General features: G+C 76.4%; 14 protein-coding genes. 11 read left to right on the top strand and 3 right to left on the bottom strand.

What is annotated here, in order from left to right:
- Positions 1-45: 45 nt before the first annotated feature.
- On the bottom strand, positions 46-2,853 hold the full coding sequence (locus G9H71_RS04810; protein ID WP_166278570.1) for a choice-of-anchor Q domain-containing protein: 2,808 nt from the start codon (positions 2,851-2,853) through the stop codon (positions 46-48).
- A 201-nt stretch (positions 2,854-3,054) separates the two neighbouring features.
- On the opposite strand from G9H71_RS04810, the gene rbsK reads away from it, so the two are divergent.
- The 3 genes from rbsK to G9H71_RS04795 all read left to right on the top strand — a co-directional run bounded on the left by rbsK (position 3,055) and on the right by G9H71_RS04795 (position 8,914).
- A complete protein-coding gene (rbsK, locus tag G9H71_RS04805) occupies positions 3,055-3,996 on the top strand; it encodes a ribokinase (RefSeq protein WP_166278567.1) in 942 nt (313 codons plus the stop codon).
- 107 nt (positions 3,997-4,103) lie between these two features.
- Entirely contained in the window at positions 4,104-7,412 is a 3,309-nt protein-coding gene (locus tag G9H71_RS04800; protein WP_166278564.1) for a glycosyltransferase, read from the top strand.
- Entirely contained in the window at positions 7,409-8,914 is a 1,506-nt protein-coding gene (locus G9H71_RS04795; protein ID WP_166278561.1) for a DUF5719 family protein, read from the top strand. The genes G9H71_RS04800 and G9H71_RS04795 overlap by 4 nt, the downstream gene beginning before the upstream one ends.
- Positions 8,915-9,047: 133 nt before the next feature.
- Here G9H71_RS04795 and G9H71_RS04790 read toward each other — a convergent pair whose 3' ends face one another.
- Positions 9,048-9,476: a metallopeptidase family protein gene (locus G9H71_RS04790; protein ID WP_166278558.1), complete on the bottom strand. Its 429-nt coding sequence runs from the start codon at positions 9,474-9,476 to the stop codon at positions 9,048-9,050.
- Positions 9,477-9,641: 165 nt separating this feature from the next.
- Here G9H71_RS04790 and G9H71_RS04785 point away from each other — a divergent pair, with 165 nt between their 5' ends.
- The 6 genes from G9H71_RS04785 (at position 9,642) to G9H71_RS24915 (ending at position 15,218) form a co-directional block, all read left to right on the top strand.
- Complete coding sequence (locus G9H71_RS04785; protein ID WP_166278555.1) at positions 9,642-10,013, top strand: DUF3499 domain-containing protein; 372 nt, start codon at positions 9,642-9,644, stop codon at positions 10,011-10,013.
- A 66-nt stretch (positions 10,014-10,079) separates the two neighbouring features.
- Positions 10,080-11,450, top strand: coding sequence for a phosphomannomutase/phosphoglucomutase (locus tag G9H71_RS04780; protein ID WP_166278552.1), 1,371 nt, complete (start codon positions 10,080-10,082; stop codon positions 11,448-11,450).
- A complete protein-coding gene (locus G9H71_RS04775) occupies positions 11,447-11,722 on the top strand; it encodes a Trm112 family protein (RefSeq protein ID WP_166278549.1) in 276 nt (91 codons plus the stop codon). Before G9H71_RS04780 ends, G9H71_RS04775 begins: the two co-directional genes overlap by 4 nt.
- Positions 11,723-11,735: 13 nt before the next feature.
- Positions 11,736-12,896 carry an SIS domain-containing protein gene (locus G9H71_RS24385; protein WP_331272749.1) on the top strand — a complete coding sequence of 387 codons (1,161 nt, stop codon included), beginning with the start codon at positions 11,736-11,738 and terminating at the stop codon, positions 12,894-12,896.
- A gap of 121 nt (positions 12,897-13,017) precedes the next feature.
- Positions 13,018-13,443, top strand: coding sequence for a MarR family transcriptional regulator (locus tag G9H71_RS04765; RefSeq protein WP_166278546.1), 426 nt, complete (start codon positions 13,018-13,020; stop codon positions 13,441-13,443).
- Between the two features lie 32 nt (positions 13,444-13,475).
- Positions 13,476-15,218: an MFS transporter gene (locus G9H71_RS24915; RefSeq protein ID WP_331272748.1), complete on the top strand. Its 1,743-nt coding sequence runs from the start codon at positions 13,476-13,478 to the stop codon at positions 15,216-15,218.
- Here G9H71_RS24915 and G9H71_RS04755 read toward each other — a convergent pair.
- Complete coding sequence (locus G9H71_RS04755; RefSeq protein WP_166278543.1) at positions 15,190-15,624, bottom strand: rhodanese-like domain-containing protein; 435 nt, start codon at positions 15,622-15,624, stop codon at positions 15,190-15,192. The genes G9H71_RS24915 and G9H71_RS04755 overlap by 29 nt on opposite strands.
- A 111-nt stretch (positions 15,625-15,735) precedes the next feature.
- On the opposite strand from G9H71_RS04755, the gene G9H71_RS04750 reads away from it, so the two are divergent.
- Positions 15,736-16,707, top strand: coding sequence for a helix-turn-helix domain-containing protein (locus tag G9H71_RS04750; protein WP_166278540.1), 972 nt, complete (start codon positions 15,736-15,738; stop codon positions 16,705-16,707).
- 230 nt (positions 16,708-16,937) lie between these two features.
- A complete protein-coding gene (locus tag G9H71_RS04745) occupies positions 16,938-18,359 on the top strand; it encodes a M28 family peptidase (RefSeq protein WP_166278537.1) in 1,422 nt (473 codons plus the stop codon).
- Positions 18,360-18,371: the final 12 nt, after the last annotated feature.

Raw genomic sequence — 18,371 nt, 5'->3', positions numbered from 1 at the left:
CGGCGGAGCCTCCCGCCCTGCACCGCCCCTTCGCGCGCGGGGGACTCAGGTCACCGTCACCGTCGACGTCGTCATGACGCTGCCGGTCGGCCCGGTGACGGTCACGGTCACCATGTAGGACCCGGGGGCGGCGTACGCGTGCGAGCCGAACACCGCAGGGGCGCCGGCCGGGCCGGCCACCGCGCCCGGGCTCGTCGTCCCGTCGCCCCAGGCGATGAGCGCGGAGAGCGCCGAGACCGGCACGCCCGGAGCGGACACGACCGCGACGGCCGCGGCGAACGGGCGGTTCGGGCCGACCGGGACCGTCTGCCCGGCGACGCTTAGCGGCAGGGCCGGGGCGCCGCTGCCCTCGACCGCGCCGATGTCGAACGACGCGCCCTGCGGCCGCGCGACCCCGCGCTGGTCGGCGGCCACGCCCGCCGACGAGGCCGCGTCCACGGCGGGGCTCCCGACCGACGGCAGGTGGGTCCGCGTGGGCCCGCCGTTGTCCAGGAGCGCGTTGAGCTGCGGGTTGGTGGCGGGCTGGTCCGCCGCTCCGGTGAGCCCGCAGGAGCCGTCGCGCGCGATGTTGCCGCCCGCGGAAGCCGGGACGACCCCGCTGCACTCGGCGTCGTCGCCGGGGTCGTACAGGATGGTGTTGCGCAGCGAGATGGACGCCGAGGACCCGAAGGCGAACGCTCCTTCACCGTTGTCCACTGCGGTGTTCGCCGTGACGGTGGCGTGGACGAGGGTGAGTGTGCCGCTCGTCGAGACGCCGCCGCCCGAGGTGGCCGCCGTGTTCCCCGAGACCGTCGAGTTGCGCAGCGTCGTGCCGCTGCCGAAGACGCCCCCGCCGTGGCCGCCGCTGTCGTTGCCGGACACGGTCGAGTCCTCGATCGTGGCCCCGCTCGCGCTGATCCCGCCCCCGTTGGACAGCGGCCCGGCGAGGGTCGTGTTGTCGCGGACCGTGACGCGGCGTACGACCGACGAGCCCGTCAGCCGCATCCCGCCGCCGGCGAAGCTCGCGGTGTTGTCGTGCACCAGGCTGTCGCTGATCTGGACGGTTCCCGACGCGTCGATCCCGCCTCCGTCGCCGAAGCTCGCCGTGTTGTCGCGCACGATCGAGCCCGTGATCGTGAGCACCTCGTCGATGCCGCTGGTGCCGATGCCGCCCCCGGCGCCGGTGGACACGTTGTCCGCCACGGCTACGTCGTCGAGAGTGAGGTCCGCGGTCACGACGCTGATGCCGCCGCCGCTGCTGTCCGTGCCGTCCCGGACCGTCAGGTGGCTGATGTCCGCGTCCTGCAGCGGGGCGACCTCGAACACCCGGCTGTGGTCGTTGGCGTCGACGATCGTCCCGGCCCGGTCAGCGCCCAGGATCGTGACGTCGTCGGTGAGGTCGAGGTCGCCGGCGGCGGCCGGGTCGATGCCGCCCTCGCCCGCGGAGGGGATGGTGAGGTTGTACGTCCCCGTGGGCACCTCGATCGTCTGCCGTCCCGGCAGGCCGTTCGACTCCTGCACCGCGGCACGCAGTGAGCAGAGGCCGCCGCCCGTGGCACACGTGCCGTTGCCGGGCAGGGTGTCGACGGCGTCGGCCGTGGTGTTGACGGTCAACGTGCCGGGCACCGCGACCTCGCGCTCGACCGCGCCCATGTCGCAGATGAGGCGGGGGATCCCGCGCTGGTCGGCCGCCTCGCAGGCGTCGGCCGCCGGGCCGCCCGGCGTCACCGGCGCGCCCGCGTTGACGACGGGGCTCGCAGCGGCCGGCAGGTGTGTGCGCGTCGGGCCGCCGTTGTTCGCCAGCGGGCCGAGTTGAGGGTTGGCGCCGAGCTTCCACGTGGCCGTCGACGCCGGCAGCGTGCACCCCGTGGTGTCGCCGAGCAGGTTGTAGCGGCTGTCCGCGGTGAACGCCCCGTCGCAGTCGGCGGGCCCGCCTGCGCCGTTGTTGCCGGAGACGATGCTGTTCTTCATCACCGTCGTCCTGCCGCTGCTGGTCTGGATGCCACCGCCGCGGAAGCTGCCCGCGATGTTGCCCGAACCGGTGTTCAGGGTCACGGTCACGTTGTTGAGGAAGGCGAACCCGTTCTGCGAGATGCCCCCGACGCCCGCGTCGGGGGAGTGGACCGTGTTGCCGCTGACCGTCACGTTGCGCAGGTTGAGGTCGCCGTCGTTGCGCACGCCGCCCGCGCGGTTCGAGTCGTTGCCGGCGATCAACGTGTCGTAGACCCAGGCCGAGCCCTGGTTCCACAGCCCGCCGCCGAAGGCGCCGGTGGCGTGGTTGTCGACGATGGAGGCCCGGCGCACGGTCACCGTCGCGGCCGGCCCGACGTAGAGGCCGCCACCACCGGTGAAGCCGGAGTTGTCCCGCAGCACGATGTCGCGCAGCTCGACGGTGCCGCCGCCGACCCGCACGCCGCCGCCCGCCGAGCTGTCGTCGCCGTCCTCCACGACGAGGCCGCGGACGGTCACGGCCCCCGCGCTGATGCGCAGGACCCCGGCGCTGCCGCCGCCGTCGAGGACCGTCGTCGCGCCGGCGCCGACCACCTCGACGCTCGCGTCGATCTCGAGGACGTCGCCCACGGCGATCGTCCCGGCCGGCACGGTGACGACGTCCGCGCCGGCGCCGGCGTTCGCCTCGTCGAGAGCCGCCCGCAGGGTGCAGACGCCGTTGCCGGGGCCGGTCTCGCAGACGCCGTTGCCCGGGACCGCGTCACCGCCGTCACCCAGGCTGTTGACGGTGTACGCAGCCGCCCCGGCCGGCGGCGGGAGCGTCGCCGCGTCGACGACGAGGACGAGGGGCACGGCCGCGGCGAGCGCCAGCAGCCGGCGGCCGGAGCGGGTGGGCGGGCGGGAGACGGCGCAACGAGCCGACATGCGGACCTCCAACGCAGGGACTTCGTCGTTGAAGCTGCTGAGGCAGATATCGCCGCTTCTGACGATCGCCGATCGAGGTGGCGCGGGCAAGAGCGTTCTCCCTGTCCGTTCGCGCTTCGGTGCGCGCGTGGACGTGCGCACCGGCGCGGGCGTGTGCCAAGGTCCGTCCGTCGCCCGGACGCCGTCGACGGGAGTGGCCTGGTGAGAGACCCCAGCGTCGTCGTGGTGGGGAGCTGCAACGAGGACGTCATCGTCCCGGTGCAACGGCTTCCCGCGCCCGGGCAGACCGTGCTCGGGGGCGACCGCATGAGCTTCCCGGGCGGGAAGGGCGCGAACCAGGCCGTCGCCGCGGCCCGTCTCGAGTGCGACGTGTCCCTGGTCGCCCGGGTGGGCGACGACGAGGCCGGGCGGTCGCTGCTCGCGACCCTGGCCAGCGAGGGTGTCGGCATCGAGCACGTCGGGACGACCGCCGGCGCTCCCAGCGGCGCCGCGTTCATCGCCGTCGACGAGGAGGGGGAGAACCTCATCGTCGTCAGCCCGGGGGCGAACGCACGGCTCACACCGGCGGACGTCACCGCGGCCGCGTCCGTGCTCGCGGCCGCGGACGTCGTGCTCTGCCAGCTCGAGGTGCCCCTCGAGTGCGTGCTCCGGGCGGCCGAGCTGGCCCGGGCGTCGGGCCGGGCGCGGGTCGTGCTCAACCCGGCGCCGGCGGCCCCGCTCGACGCCGGGTTGTTGGAGGCGGTCGACGTCCTCGTCCCGAACCGCACCGAGCTCGGCCTGCTGACCGGGCGCCCCGCGCCGGGCTCGCTCGCCGATGCCGAGGGAGCGGCCCGGCTGCTGGCCGGGGTCGACGTCGTGGTGACCCTCGGGGCCGACGGGGCGCTGCTCGTGCCGCGGGACGGCCCGGCCGAGCACGTCGCCGCGGCGCCCGTCGAGGCCCATGACGCGATCGGGGCGGGCGACGCGTTCTGCGCCGGCCTGGCCGACGCGCTCGCGCGCGGGGAGGCGCTGCGCTCCGCGGTCGACTGGGCGGTGGCGGTCGCCGGCCTGGCGACCACGCGGCGCGGAGCCCAGCCGGCGATGCCCGAGCGCGACGATGTGGCGCGGTACGCCGGCTGGGCCCCCGGGGCGCGCCGGCCCTAGCGGCCCGGCCGCAGGTGGGGACCACTCGCCGCGGCGTGGCTCGGGTCACCCGGCCGTGCCCGGCGAGCCTCCGCAGAACGGCGCACCCGCTGGGGCAGGCTCTGCGAGTGCGTTCCGCGTCTGCGACCGTCGCCCGGCTGCGGCCGGCGGGGAAGGCCGAGCCGACCGGCGCTGGCCGTCCCGGAAGCCGCGCCGCCCTCGACACGCCCGCGGCGGGGCAGGCCGGGGCCGTCACGCTGACGCCGTTCCTTCCCGACGACGACGAGCCCGCGGCCGACCCCGCGCTCGCCCCGCTCGCGCCCGGCGCCGTGACAGCGGTCCTGGTCTGCCACGACGGCGAGTCCTGGCTGCCGACCACGCTGGCCGCGCTGCGCCGCCTGCGGCTCCGGCCCGACCGCCTCGTCGTCGTCGACGCCGGCAGCGCGGACGGCACCCGTGCCCTGCTCGACGCGGCCGTGGCGCGCGGCGAGCTGGACCGCGTGGTCGACGCGCCGCGTACCTCCGGCTTCGGTGCGTCCGTCGCCGCCGGGCTCGCGGCCCTCGGCCCGGCGGTGTCGGGGGACGACGCGCCCGGATGGGTGTGGCTCCTGCACGACGACGCCGCCCCGCGCCCGGACGCGCTGCGCGCGCTGCTGGCCGCCGCCGCGGCCGCCCCCGACGCACCCGTTCTCGGCCCGAAGCTGCTGGACTGGCGGAGCCCGCGCCGGCTGCTCGAGGTGGGCGTGACGATCGCCGGCAGCGGCCGGCTCGAGACCGGGCTGGACCGCGCCGAGGTCGACCAGGGCCAGCGCGACGGCTTGCGCGACGTGCTCGCGGTCAACACCGCCGGAATGCTCGTCCGCGCCGACGTGTGGCAGGAGCTCGGCGGCCTCGAGCCCTCCCTGCCGCTCTTCCGCGACGACGTCGACTTCGGCTGGCGCGCCCGCGCCGCCGGCCACCGCGTGGTCTGCGCCACCGACTCCGTGCTCGTCCACGCCGCCGCCGCCCGACGCGGGTGGCGCCGTCCCGCTGCCGTACGCGGCTCCGCGCCGCGGGCGGACCGGCGGGCGGCGCTGCGGGTGCTGCTGCTCAACGGCGCGGGCTGGGCGCTGCCCCTGCTGCTGCTCCGCCTCGGGGCCGGCACCCTGCTCCGGGTCTGCACGCTGCTGCTCGGGCGCGACCCGCGCGGGGCCGCCGCGGAGGCGCTCGCGCTGCCGGCCGCCCTGGCCGCGCCCGGCGCGCTGCTGCGCGGGCGGTCCCGGCGGCGCCGCACCCGGCGCGTGGGCAGCCGTTCCGTACGCCCCTTCCTCGCCCGCCCCGGATCGGCCCTGCGACACCTGCGCGACGCCGCCGCCGCGGCCCTGGGCCCGGCGAGCCCCGGCGCCCCCGACCCCACGGACTCGCTCGAGACCGGCCCCGTGGCCGAGGCGGTCGAGGAGCTGCCCGTCGGCCGGCCGTCGCTGCTGCACCGGCTGCTGGTGCGCCCCTCGACGCTGCTCGTGCTGGCCCTCGGCCTGCTGACCCTGCTCGCCACCCGCCGGCTGGTGGGCTCCGGCAGCCTGGCCGGCGGGGCGCTGCTGCCCGCGCCGGAGGGCGCGAGCGACCTGCTGTCGGCCGCCGGAGCCGGGTGGCACGCGGTGGGCGTCGGCAGCGGCGCGCAGGCGCCGGCGTACCTCGTCCCGCTCGGCCTGCTCGCCGGCCTGCTCGGCGGGCGCGCCCCGCTCGCCGTCGACGTGCTGCTGCTCGGCGCCGTGCCGCTCGCGGCCCTGACGGCGTACGTCGCGCTGCGCCCCGTCGTCAGCTCGCGCGCGGTGCGCTGCTGGGCCGTCGCGGCGTACGCGCTGCTGCCCGCGGCACCCGGCGCCGTCGCTACGGGCCGGGTCGGCACCGCCGCCACGCTCGTCCTGTTGCCGCTGCTCGCCCGGGCGGGTGCGGCCGCCCTCGGCCGCGGGCGCACCGCCTGGCGCGCCTGCTGGGCGGCCGGCCTCCTGCTCGCCGTCGCCAGCGCGTTCGTCCCCGTGCTCTGGCCGCTCGCCGCGGTCCTCGCCGTCGGCGGGGTCGGGGCGGCCGCCCGCCACGGCGTACGCCCCGCCCTGGCGACCGCGGCCCGGGCCCTGGTGCTGCTCGGGCTGCCCGCCGCGCTGCTCGCGCCGGAGGCCGCCCGGCTCGTGGACGAGCCGCGCCGGCTGGCGGCCGAGACGGGGCTGACCGCGCCCGGGCTGAGCGTGCCGGGCCTCGACCCGCTCGCGGTGGTGCTGCTGCACCCGGGCGGCCCGGGGTCCTACCCGCTCGCGTTCACCCTGCCGCTCCTGCTGGCGGCCCTCGGAGCCGTCCTCGTGGCCCGCTGGAGCCCGCGCCCCGGCCTGGTCGCCGCGGGCTGGGCCGTCGCCCTGGCCGGCATGGCCGCCGGCGTCCTGGTCGCGCGTACGCCCCTGCCGACGGGCTCCGGCCCGGCGGGGACGGTGGCGGGCTGGCCGGGCCCGGCCACGCTCGTCGCCGGCGCCGGGCTCGTGCTGGCCGCGGCCGCGGGGGCGGAGGGGGCGTCGATCCGGCTGCGCGAGCGCAGCTTCGGCTGGCGGCAGCCGACGGCCGTCGTGCTCGCCGCCGTCGCCGCGCTCGCCCCGCTCGTCGTCGCCGCGCGCTGGGTCTCCGTGGGCGTGCCGAAGCCGGTGGAGCGCACGGCCTCCGTGGTGCCCGCCTTCGTCGCAGCCGAGGCCGCCGGGCCGGAGCGGGCGCGCACCCTGGTGCTCTCCGGGGGCCTGTCGTCCGTGAGCTACCTGCTCGACCGGGGCACGGGCGCCCGGCTCGGGGACGCCGAGACACCGGCCTCGGCGCAGGCGCAGGCCGCCCTGTCGGCCGCGGTCGCCGACGTCGCGTCCGGCCGCGGCGGGACGGCCGCCGCCGCGCTTCCCGCCTTCGGGGCCCGCTACGTCCTGCTGCAGGCGCCGGTCGACCCCGCGCTGGCGCGGGCGCTGGACACGGTGCCGGGGCTGCGGCGGACCGGCGAGCAGCAGCCCAACGCCCTGTGGGAGGTCGAGGTCGCCACCGCGCCCGCCACGCCGCTGCGCCTCGTCGGCCGCCGCGGCGCCGAGCCGCTGCCTTCGACCCCGCGCGGGGCCGGTGCGACGGCCACGCTGCCCGCCGGCGAGCCGGGCCGGGTGCTCGTGCTGACCGAGCCGCGGGACGCCGGCTGGCGGGCCACGCTCGACGGGCAGGCGCTGCAGGCCGCTCCCGGCCCGGCCGGCGCCACGTGGGCGCAGGCCTTCGCGCTGCCCGCGGGTGGCGGCGCGCTGTCGGTGACCCACGAGGACGACGCCCGCAGCCGCGGCGACGCCGGCCGGATCGGGCTGGCCGCCGTCGCGCTGCTGCTCACGCTGCCGTCCGCCCGCCGCCGGACCGGCGCCGCGGAAGCCGTCCCGGAGGCTGTCCGCGCATGACCCGCACCTCACGCCGGCCCGGGCCGGGGCTCGCGCTCGCCGCCGTCCTGCTCGTGCTCGCCGCGGGCGTCGGCACGGCCCGCGCGATCAAGCCCGAGCCCGTCTCCTCGTCACCGGCGGGCGCGCGCTCGGTGCCCGTCGCCGCCGCCGCGCTCGCCTGCCCTGCCCCTTCGGCGACCGGCGTGACCTCGTCGGTCATCGCGGCGGCCGCCCCGGCCGAGCGGGCCGAGGACGTCCGCGGCCAGCTCACCGTCGACCGGCTCGCCGGCCGCGGGCGGCTGGAGCAGGCGGGCGGCGCCGAGCTGTCGCGTACGCGGGGGCGGGCCGTCGTCGCCCCCGTGGTCCCGCAGACCGGGCCGGTCCTCACCCGCGGCACGGGAGCGGTCGCCCCCGGCCTCGCCGCGGCGCAGTTCTCGCGCACGGGAACCGGGCTCGGGCGCGGTATCGCCCTCGGCGGGTGCGACCGAGCCGGCACCGAGACCTGGCTCGTCGGCGGCGGGGCCGAGGTGGGGCGCAGCGCGACGCTGTTCCTGACCAACCCCGACGAGGCCGCGGCGGTCGTCGACGTGGAGCTGTGGGGGCCGGACGGCCCGCTCGACGCGCCGACGCTGCGCTCGGTAGGGGTCGGCCCGCGCTCCCAGCAGGTCCTCCGGCTCGACGCCGCGGCGCCCGCCGACCGCTACGGCGTGCACGTGGTGGCGCGCGAGGGGCGGGTGTCGGCCGCGCTGCGCGACGACCAGTACGACGGCCTGCAGCCGCTCGGCACCGACTGGGTGCCTGCTGCCGCCGCGCCGGCATCTCGCGTCGTGGTCCCGGCCGTCCTGCAGGGCAGCGGCAGCCGGCTGCTCCAGATCCTGGCGCCCGGCACGGCCGGGGCCGTCGTCTCGGTGCGCGCGCTCGGCGTGGACGGCGAGGTCGAGCCGGACTCGCTGGCCGCCGTGAGCGTGCCGGCCGGCTCGGTGGCCGAGGTCGACCTGGGCGACCTGCTGGGGCGGCAGGCGGTCGCGCTGGAGCTGTCGTCCGACGTCCCGGTCACCGCCGGCGTCCTCATGCGCCAGGGCACCGCGCAGGGCGAGGGCACGACCCCCGGCGAGCTCGCCTACACCGCGGCCGTCGAGCCCCTGCGCAGCGGCGAGTCGGCGACCCTGCCCTACGTCGCGGTGGGGGAGGGCCGGCTCGCGGAGCTGCTGCTCACCGCCGCGGAGGGCGGGGCGACCGTGCGCGTCGTGCCGCTCGCGCAGCCCGGCCAGGAGGCCCCGCCCGCGCGGACGGTCCTCGTCGGGGCGGGCAGCTCGGTCCTGGTGCCGCTGGACACCGACGTCGCCGCGGCGTACTCCGTGCTGCTCGTGGTGGAGGGCGGCTCGGGGGCGGTCTCCGCCGGGGCCACCTTGCGCGAGGCGGAGGAGCGCGGGCCGATGCTCACCGCCCTGCCGCTGCGCCCGGCCCCGGTCGCCGTGCCGGTCCCGGCGGTGCACGCCGACCCGACGCTCGGCCGCGACTAGCCCGCGCCGACCCGCCTGCGGCCCACCACCCCACAACTTGCTGATCATGCACATGTGGCGAGTTGTCCACAGCCGGCGTGCCTGGGGACAACTCGCCAACTTCGCATGATCAGCGCGAGGGGGTGGGGGTGGGTCAGTCGTCCTCGGCCGGGCCGCCGTAGCCCGGGTCGAGGGTCGCGGGGTCGACGCCGAGCAGCTCGGCCACCTGCTCGGTGACGACGTCCTGCACGAGGTCGGCCAGGTCGCGCCGGTCCAGCGCCCGCGTCTCGAGCGGGCGGCGGTAGACCACGATCCGCGGCGGCAGGTCGCCCACGCGCGGGAACGCGCGCCCGAGCGGGACGGGGTCGGGGCTGTCCGGCGGGGCCTCGACCGGCGGGACGTTCTCCACCCCGATCTCGATGTCGCGCATCCGGTCCTCCCAGCGCCGCTCGAGGTGCTCGACGGCGTCGAGGACGAGGCCGTCAAAGACCTCGGCGCGGGACCGGCTGAGAGGTACGGAGGGCGGCCCGAGCGGGCCGCGGATCCCGCGCCCGTGGCGGTCACGGCGGCGCGAGCTCAGCATGCCCGGCAGTATCCCCGACCGGCGTGGGCAGGGCGCGCAGGACGGGCCAGAACGCGCGAGCGGGGCGCCGGGTTCCTGCAGCGTTGCGCCGTCCGGGCGCGACACGACGTCGCAGGCGGCGCGGATCGGCGGGTTCGTCGGTGCCGGGCTTTAAGGTGAGCGGCTGTGAGACCCGCCCGCCGTTGCACCCGCACTGCCTGCGGGCGTCCTGCCGTGGCGACGTTGACCTACGTCTACGCCGACTCCACCGCGGTCCTCGGCCCCTTGGCGACCTACGCCGAGCCGCACTGCTACGACCTCTGCGCCGAGCACGCCGAGCGGCTGACCGCTCCGCGCGGCTGGGAGGTCGTCCGGCTCGCCGTCGGCGCGGCCGACCCGGAGCCAACGAGCGACGACATCGAGGCGCTCGCGGACGCCGTGCGCGAGGCCGCCCGCCCGCTGCCCCACGACCAGGACCAGCGCACGGGGACGTTCGCCGCCCCGCCGACGCAGGGGCGCCGCGGCCACCTGCGCGTGCTGCGCAGCCCGGACAGCTGACCCTGCCGCGTGCAGGAGCGCCCGCGCTCGGTCGGCGCCGTCCCGCGCGCAGATAGGCTCCCGCCTGTGGCAGACCTGTCGAAGATCATCAAGGCATACGACGTCCGCGGGCTGGTGGGCACCGACGTCACCGAGGAGCTGGCCCGCGCGGTGGGGGTGGCGTTCGTCAAGGTGCTCGGCGTGGACCGGGCCGTGATCGGGCGGGACATGCGGCCGTCGTCGCCGGGGCTGGCGGCAGCGTTCGCCGACGGAATGACGAGCCAGGGCGCGTCGGTCATCGACATCGGCCTCGCGTCGACCGACCAGCTCTACTTCGCCTCGGGCTCGTTGGACCGGGCGGGAGCGATGTTCACCGCCTCGCACAACCCGGCCAAGTACAACGGCATCAAGATGTGCCGTGCGGGCGCGACGCCGGTGGGCCAGGAGTCGGGCCTGCGCGACATCGCCGAGCTCGTGAGCGACTACCTCGACAACGGGCTGCCGGAGCCCGTCGCGACGCGCGGCACCGTCGAGAAGCGCGACGTGCTGCAGGACTACGCCGACCACCTCAAGAAGCTCGTCGACCTGTCGGGCGCCCGCCCGCTCAAGGTCGTGGTCGACGCCGGCAACGGCATGGCCGGCCACACCGCGCCGGTGGTGTTCGAGGGGCTGCCGTTCGAGGTCGTGCCGATGTACTTCGAGCTCGACGGCAACTTCCCGAACCACGAGGCCAACCCGATCGAGCCGGAGAACCTCGTCGACCTGCAGGCCGCGGTCCGCGAGCACGGGGCGGACATCGGCCTCGCGTTCGACGGCGACGCCGACCGCTGCTTCGTCGTCGACGAGCGCGGCGAGCTCGTCTCGCCGTCGACGATCACCTCGCTGGTGGCGGTCCGCGAGCTGGCCAAGGAGCCGGGCGCGACGGTCATCCACAACCTGATCACCTCGCGCTCGGTCCCGGAGATCGTCCGCGAGAACGGCGGCACGCCGTTCCGGTCGCGCGTCGGCCACTCGTTCATCAAGGCGGACATGGCCGAGACCGGCGCCGTCTTCGGCGGGGAGCACTCGGGCCACTTCTACTTCCGCGAGTTCTGGCGCGCCGACTCCGGCATGCTCGCGGCCCTGCACACGCTTGCCGCGCTCGGCGAGACACCCGCCGGCTCGACGCTGTCGCAGCTGCTGGCGGCCTACACCCGCTACAGCGCCTCCGGCGAGGTCAACAGCACGGTCGCCGACGCCGACGAGCGCAGCGCGGCCGTCGAGAAGGAGTTCGGCTCGCGCGAGGGCGTCGAGGTCGACCGGCTCGACGGGCTGACGTTCACGCACGCGGACTGGTGGTTCAACCTGCGCAAGTCCAACACCGAGCCGCTGCTCCGGCTCAATGTCGAGGCGGCGGACCGGCCGGCCATGGAGGCGCTGCGCGACGAGGTCCTCGCCATCGTGCGGGCGCAGTCGTGACCGCCGGCCCGGACGCGGCCGGCGCCGAGGCGCTCGGGCTCGACGGCTGGCTCCTCGAGGTCCTCGCCTGCCCGCAGGACCGCTCGCCGCTGCGCGTGGACGCCGAGCGGTCGGAGCTGGTCTGCACCGGGGCCTCCTGCGGCCTCGCGTTCCCGGTGCGCGACGGCATCCCGGTGCTGCTGCTCGACGAAGCGCGGCCCGCGGGCGGCCCGGGCGGCGCGACCGACACAATCGGGACGGACGGCCCGGCCCCGGGCCCGGACCCTGCCTGAGGGGAGCCCCCAAGTGACGGGAGCGCTGGTCGCCGACGACGCCCTGCTGAGCGACCCCGAAGGGCTGGCCGGCGCGGACTCGGGCGGGATGCTGCAGGCCTGCGCCAGCTCCGGCGCCCAGGTACGCGCCGCGGCCCGCGCCGCCCGCGAGGCCGGGGTCGCGGCCGTTGCCGAGGACGGCCGCCCGCGCTCGGTGGTCGCCGTGGGGGTCGGCGGCTCCGGCATCGCCGCCGACGTCCTCGCGGCCGTCAGCGGCCCGAGCTGCCCGGTGCAGGTGCTGCCGGTCCACGACCTGGTGCTGCCCGGCTGGGTGGGGCCGCTCGACCTCGTGGTCGGCGTGTCGTGCAGCGGGTCGACGGAGGAGACGCTCCTCGTGGTCGAGGAGGCGGCGCGGCGCGGGTCGCGCGTCGTCACCGTCGGGGCGGCGGGCAGCCGGCTCGCGGCGGCCGGCGAGCGCGCCCGCGGGGTGCACCTGCCCGTCGACGCGGGCGGGCGCCTGCCGCGGGCGAGCTTCTGGTCGCTGTCTGTCCCGCTGCTCGTCCTCGCCGACGTGCTCGGGCTGGCCGCGGTCCCCGAGGAGTCGCTGGAGGCCACCGCGGCTCTGCTGGACAGCCTCGCCGAGCGCTGCGGCCCGCGGCAGCCGGTGGGGGAGAACCCGGCCAAGGACCTCGCGCTGTCGCTCGCCGGGACCCTGCCCATGATCTGGGGCAGCAGCGGGGTCGCAGGGGCCGCGGCGTACCGCATGGCCTCCCAGCTCGCCGAGAACGCCAAGCTCCCGGCGGTCTCCGGCGCGCTGCCCGAGGCCGGCCACAACCAGGTGGTCGCCCTCGACGGGCCGCTCGCCTCCTCCTCGGCCGACGGCGCCGACGACCTGTTCCGCGACCCGTTCGAGGAGCCGCCGTCGCTGCGGCTGCGGGCGGTCCTCCTGCGCGACTCCGAGGAGCACCCGCGCACCGCCGCCCGCGCCGACGCCGTCGAGGCGATCGCGCAGGGGCGGGGCGTCGCGACGACGGTCCTGCGGGCCGAAGGGGCCACGGTCGTCGAGCGGCTCGCCTCCCTGGTGGGCCTGGGTGACTTCGCGAGCACCTACCTCGCCCTGGCGACTGGCGTCGACCCCTCGCCCATCCCGGCGATCGTCGAGCTGAAGGCCCGCATCGGCGACGCGGCGCGTTGAGCACGGCCGCGCCCGCCTGACCGCACGACCGGGCGCCGCACCTCCTGATGGGAGGTGCGGCGCCTTTTTCGCATCCCGAGACGCTCCTGAGTTGCATAAGGACATGATGTAACCTAGACAGGTGCTTGAGGCAACGGTTGATATGCAAGCGGGGGACGTGCTGGAGCGGCTGCTCGCGGTGGCCCGCCGGCTCGTCCCGCAGTCCGGGCTGAGCCTGACCGCCGCGGCGACCCTCGCCCGGCTGTCCCGCGAGGGCCCGAGCCGGGTGTCCGACCTGGCCGCCGCCGAAGGCGTGACCCAGCCGGCCATGAGCCAGCTGGTCGGCCGGCTCGAGCGCGACGGCTTCGTCGACCGCCACCCGAGCCCGGAGGACGGGCGGTCCGTCCTGACCGCGCTGACCCCGGCCGGCGCCGAGGTGCTCGCCGCCCGGCGCGAGGAGCGCGTACGCGCCCTGTCCGCGCTCTTGGACCGGCTCGACGACGACGACCGCCGCGCCGTCGCCGCCGCGCTGCCTGCGCTGCGCCGGCTGCTGGCCGTCTCCCAATAGGTGAAGATTGAATCAGGAGTAGTGGAGTTCTCGTGAGCGCAGTCTCTGCGAACACCTTCAGGCAGCCGCGCGCCGTGTGGGCCGTGGCCTTCGCCTGCGTCATCTCGTTCATGGGCATCGGCCTGGTCGACCCGATCCTGCCGGCCATCAGCGAGGAGCTGGACGCGACGCCGAGCCAGGTGTCGCTGCTCTTCACGAGCTACCTCGTGGTGACCGCCGTCGCGATGCTGTTCGTCGGCGCGGTGTCCAGCCGCATCGGCGCCAAGAAGACGCTGATCGCCGGGCTGGCCGTCATCGTCGTCTTCGCGGCCCTCGCCGGCGCGTCCGGCAGCGTCGACGGGATCGTGGGCTTCCGGGCCGGTTGGGGCCTCGGCAACGCGCTCTTCATCGCGACGTCCCTCGCGGTGATCGTGGCGTCCGCGAGCGGCGGCTTCGCCGGCGCGATCATCCTGTACGAGGCCGCGCTCGGGCTGGGCATCGCGGTCGGACCGCTCCTCGGCGGCCTGCTCGGCGACGTCTCCTGGCGCGGCCCGTTCTTCGGCGTCTCGGTGCTGATGCTGCTCGCGCTGGTCGCGACCGCCGTGCTGGTCCCGACCACACCGCGCCCGGCCCGGCCGACGTCGGTCCTCGCGCCGGTCAAGGCGCTGCGCCACCGCGGCCTGCTCACGATGGGACTCGCCGCGCTCTGCTACAACTGGGGCTTCTTCACGCTGCTGGGCTATGCGCCCTACCCGATGGAGCTCGACGCCCACAAGCTCGGCCTGGTGTTCTTCGGCTGGGGCCTGCTCGTCGCGCTCTTCAGCGTCGTCGTCGCGCCGCGGATGCAGGCCCGTTTCGGCACCGCCCGCAGCATGTACGCCGTCTTCACCGCCCTCGCGGTCGTGCTGGCCGTCATCGCCGCCGACGTCGAGTCCCCGCGCACGGTCATCATCGCGACCGTCGTGTCCGGCGCGTTCATCGGCATCAACAACACCCTCATGACCCAGGCGGTCATGGAGGTCTCGCCCGTCGAGCGCCCGATCGCCTCCTCGTCGTACGGCTTCCTGCGCTTCATCGGCGGCGGCCTCGCCCCGTACGCCGCGGGCAAGCTCGCGGACCACTGGTCGCTGCACGTGCCGTTCTACGTCGGGGCCGGCGCCTTCCTCGTCGCGATCGGAGCGCTGGCCACCGGGCACCGGCTGCTCGAGGAGGCCGAGCGCGGCGCAGAGGCGCCGGTGGCGCAGCCGCGGCCGGACGTCGCGCCCAGCCTGGTCCAGGTCGGCCAGGGGGTGGGTCAGGGCGCCGGGTGGGCCGACGCCGCCGGGCCGGTGGTGGTCGCGCTCGACGACCGTCCCGACGCGGGCGCCGTCCTCGACGCGGCGGTGCGCATCGCCAAGGCCGTGGACCGCCCGCTCGAGGTGCTGCACGTGCACGAGACCGCCGTGGTCGAGGACGTGGCGACCGAGCGCGAGACGCTGGAGCAGGCCCGCACGACGGTGAGCGCCCTGCTCGCCCGGCTGGGCGAGGAGCGCGTCCCGGCCCGGGGGTTCGTGCTGCGTAGCGTCGGCGGCCACGCCGCCGTCGGGCACACCATCGCCGAGCACGCCAACCGGCGGGCGGCCCGTGCGGTGGCGGTCGGCGCCCCGTCGCACTCTGGCCTCGGCGTGCTCGCGGAGGGCAGTGCGACGGCGACGCTGAGCCGGGAGGCGGAGTGCACCGTCGTGCTCGTGCGGCCCGAGCCGGCGCTCACCGCTGGCGCGCCCGGGGTCAGCAGGCGCACGCCGGCGACCCGATAGCGACCGTCAGCGCGTCGGGCTCGAGCCGGCGAGGCCCTGCGGCCGACTCGGTCTCGAGCCCTTCGCGCACCCAGTACTCGTAGCCGCCGAGCATCTCCTTGACCCGGTAGCCGAGTTCGGCGAACGCCAGTGCGCCTTTCGTTGCACCGTTGCAGCCGGGCCCCCAGCAGTACGTCACGACCTCCGCGCCCCCGGGGACGAGCGCCCGGGCGCGGGCCGCGATCTCGCGCCGCGGCAGGTGGAGCGCGCCGGCGATCCGGCCCTGCGCCCACGAGGCGTCGTCACGGACGTCGACGAGGACCAGGCCTGGATCACCGGAAGCCAGGCGCTCCGCGACGTCGGAGACGTCGGTCTCGTGCTGCAGCCGCCGGGTGAAGTGCTCGATCGCCTGCTCGGTCGCGTTCATCGGCCCTCCGATGCTCGGTTCTGTGTCCACTTCAGGCTGCGGCACGGCGGCCACGCCGGCGAGTGGCGCGAACGCCACGTACCGATGGGTTCTCGCCACTACGCTCGAGCCATGCCCCTCCGGGTCCTGCCACCGCCGCACGAGGTCGCGCTGGTCCTCTTCGACGGCATGTCGCCCTTCGAGAGCGCCATCGTGATCGAGGCGTTCGGGCTGCCGCGGCCCGAGCTCGACGTCCCCTGGTACTCGCTGAGCGTCTGTGTGCCTCGGGGCGAAGCCGTCCGGACCGTAGGTGGGCTCCGGGTCGAGGCGCCGTACGGCCTCGAGGCCGTCGCGCGGGCCGGCACCGTGATCGTCCCGGGCGTGGCGGACGTGCATGACGACGTACCGGACGAGCTGTCGGCCGTCCTGCGGGCGGCCCATGCGCGCGGCGCACGGGTGGTGTCGATCTGCTCGGGCGCCTTCGCCTTGGCGCAGGCCGGCCTGCTCGACGGCCGGCGGGCGACGACGCACTGGCGCTACGCCGGCCTGCTGCGCGAGCGCTTCCCGCGCGTGCTGGTGGACGCCGACGTGCTCTACACCGAGGACGCGAACGTCTTCACCAGCGCTGGGAGTGCGGCCGGCATCGATCTCTGCCTGCACCTCATCCGCCTCGACCACGGCGCGACGGTCGCGAACGCCGTGGCCCGCCGGCTCGTCGTCCCGGCCCACCGGGAGGGCGGGCAGGCGCAGTTCATCGAGGCCCCCGTGACCGCGAGCCCCGAGGACGGCGCCGTCGCGCGCAGCGTCGAATGGGCACTGCAGAACCTCGCTTCGCCGATCTCGCTTGCCGACCTCGCCGCCCGCGCCGCGATGTCCCCCCGGAGCTACTCCCGCCATTTCCTCCGGCAGCTGGGCACCTCGCCGATGCGGTGGCTCGTCGCGCAGCGGGTGCAGGCGAGCCTGCCGCTGCTCGAGGCCGGCACGATGAGCGTGGAGGCGGTCGCGGGCGCGACGGGCTTCGAGAGCGTGGTGACCTTCCGGCAGCACTTCCGACGCGTGCTGCAGACGTCGCCGGCGGCGTACCGCAAGACGTTCGCGTCCTGACCGGGGCGGGCCGGGCTCGCTTCCCGCCCGCTGCGTTCCTGAATTCCAGTTCGGCTTCCGTTGCGGGCAGGTTTCGTCCGCGTGCCGACCGCTGCAACCGACATGAGCCGGTTGATCGACCGTCGTGATAGTTGCGCCGGGAGTCTTGATTAATGGGCTTTGTTGGCTCTAGCGTCCGGTTCGCGCCGGCGCCATGTCCGTGCGCTCACCGCTCTCGGGGAGTGATCAGAATGTCGAGCGACCCCTCCAGCTGCGACTGCGAGGCGCCCAGCGGGCGTGGGCTGGACCGACGGCGGGCCATCGGGCTGCTCGCCGGTGCTGCGGCGGCCACCCTGCTGCCCGGCACCGCGTGGGCCGCGCCGGCCCGGGCCCTGCAGGCGGCCGCGGCGCTGCCCGCCGACGAGCAGCGCCTGTTCAAGCTGCTGAACGCCGACCGCGCGCTCCAGCACATCGAGAAGCTCAGCGAGAGCATCGGCCCGCGCATCGGCGGCACCGAGTCCGAGGCGGAGGCCGCGGAGTACCTCGCCGAGCGGCTCGACCGGTGGGGGTTCGCGACGCGGCTGCAGCCGTTCCCCGTGGCCGACAAGTTCCTGGGCGAGCTCGAGCGCCGGGGCGGCACGCCGCTGCCGCAGGACATCTGCTGGCAGGTCGGCGCCTCGTCCCAGGGGGCGCTCGACACAGTGGTGCGCGGTGAAGCGGTCGACGTCGGGGCGGGCGGCGCCGCGGGCTACCCCGCGGACGTGACGGGCAAGGTCGTCCTCGTCGACTACCCGGGCACGGCCGCGGCCCGGAACGCGGCCGTCGCGACCGCGGTCGCGCGCGGCGCCGCCGCGATCGTCTTCCTCGCGGCCGACCAGGTGTTCCCCCGCCGGGCCGGCGCCTTCACCCCCGCCATCAGCGGCCCGGTCGCCATCCCAGTGCTCGGCGCCGCCCAGGTGCAGAAGGAGCGGCTGCGCGCGCTCGTCGCGGCCGGGCCGCTGGACCTGCGGGTCCGGACCGCGGCCCACCGGGGGCTGACGTCGCGCAACGTGCTCGCCGAGCGCGCGGGCGACCCGGCAGCCCCCGTCGTCATGGTCTGCGCCCACTACGACTCCGTGATCGGCGCCAAGGGCGCCAACGACGACGGGTCCGGCACCGCCCTCACGCTGGAGCTCGCGCAGACGCTGCGCAAGCTGCCGACCGAGGCGACGATCCAGTTCGGCCTGTGGGGCTCGGAGGAGCAGGGGCTCATCGGGTCGCGCTACTACGTCGCGTCGCTCTCGCCGGCCGAGCGGGCGCGCTATCTCGCCGTCTTCAACAACGACATGGTCGCGACCAGCTGGGACCAGGCGACGATGTACTGGGTGCTGTCGGCCAACGGCCAGCCCAACGCGGCGACGGCTGCGGTGATCGCCGCCGCGAACCGGCTCGGCTACTCCTCGATGCTCTCGCCGGTGACGCTGCGCGGGTCCAGCGACCACCAGTCGTTCCAGGACGTCGGCATCGCGAGCGGCAACTTCACCTGGCGCGCCCAGGGCAGCCCCGCGCTGCTCGAGCCGCCGTACCACACGCCCGAGGACACGGTCGCGCTCAACGTGAGCCGTGACCGGCTGAAGCTGTCGCTGGAGTTCATCAGCTCGGCGATGTACGCGACGGCGGGCCCCATCGCCTGACGTCGCGCCCGG

Origin of the sequence: Motilibacter deserti (genome assembly GCF_011250635.1) — a bacterium.
In the GTDB taxonomy this organism is placed as follows: domain Bacteria; phylum Actinomycetota; class Actinomycetes; order Motilibacterales; family Motilibacteraceae; genus Motilibacter_A; species Motilibacter_A deserti.
The sequence above is the reverse complement of the archived record's forward strand: the minus strand, read 5'-3'. Positions and strand labels throughout refer to the sequence as shown.

Coding starts and splice junctions, on each gene's coding strand:
- G9H71_RS04810 (WP_166278570.1), bottom strand. CDS start 2,853: ATGTCGGCTCGTTGCGCCGTCTCCCGCCCGCCCACCCGCTCCGGCCGC.
- G9H71_RS04795 (WP_166278561.1), top strand. CDS start 7,409: ATGACCCGCACCTCACGCCGGCCCGGGCCGGGGCTCGCGCTCGCCGCC.
- G9H71_RS04790 (WP_166278558.1), bottom strand. CDS start 9,476: ATGCTGAGCTCGCGCCGCCGTGACCGCCACGGGCGCGGGATCCGCGGC.
- G9H71_RS04755 (WP_166278543.1), bottom strand. CDS start 15,624: ATGAACGCGACCGAGCAGGCGATCGAGCACTTCACCCGGCGGCTGCAG.
- G9H71_RS04750 (WP_166278540.1), top strand. CDS start 15,736: ATGCCCCTCCGGGTCCTGCCACCGCCGCACGAGGTCGCGCTGGTCCTC.
- G9H71_RS04745 (WP_166278537.1), top strand. CDS start 16,938: ATGTCGAGCGACCCCTCCAGCTGCGACTGCGAGGCGCCCAGCGGGCGT.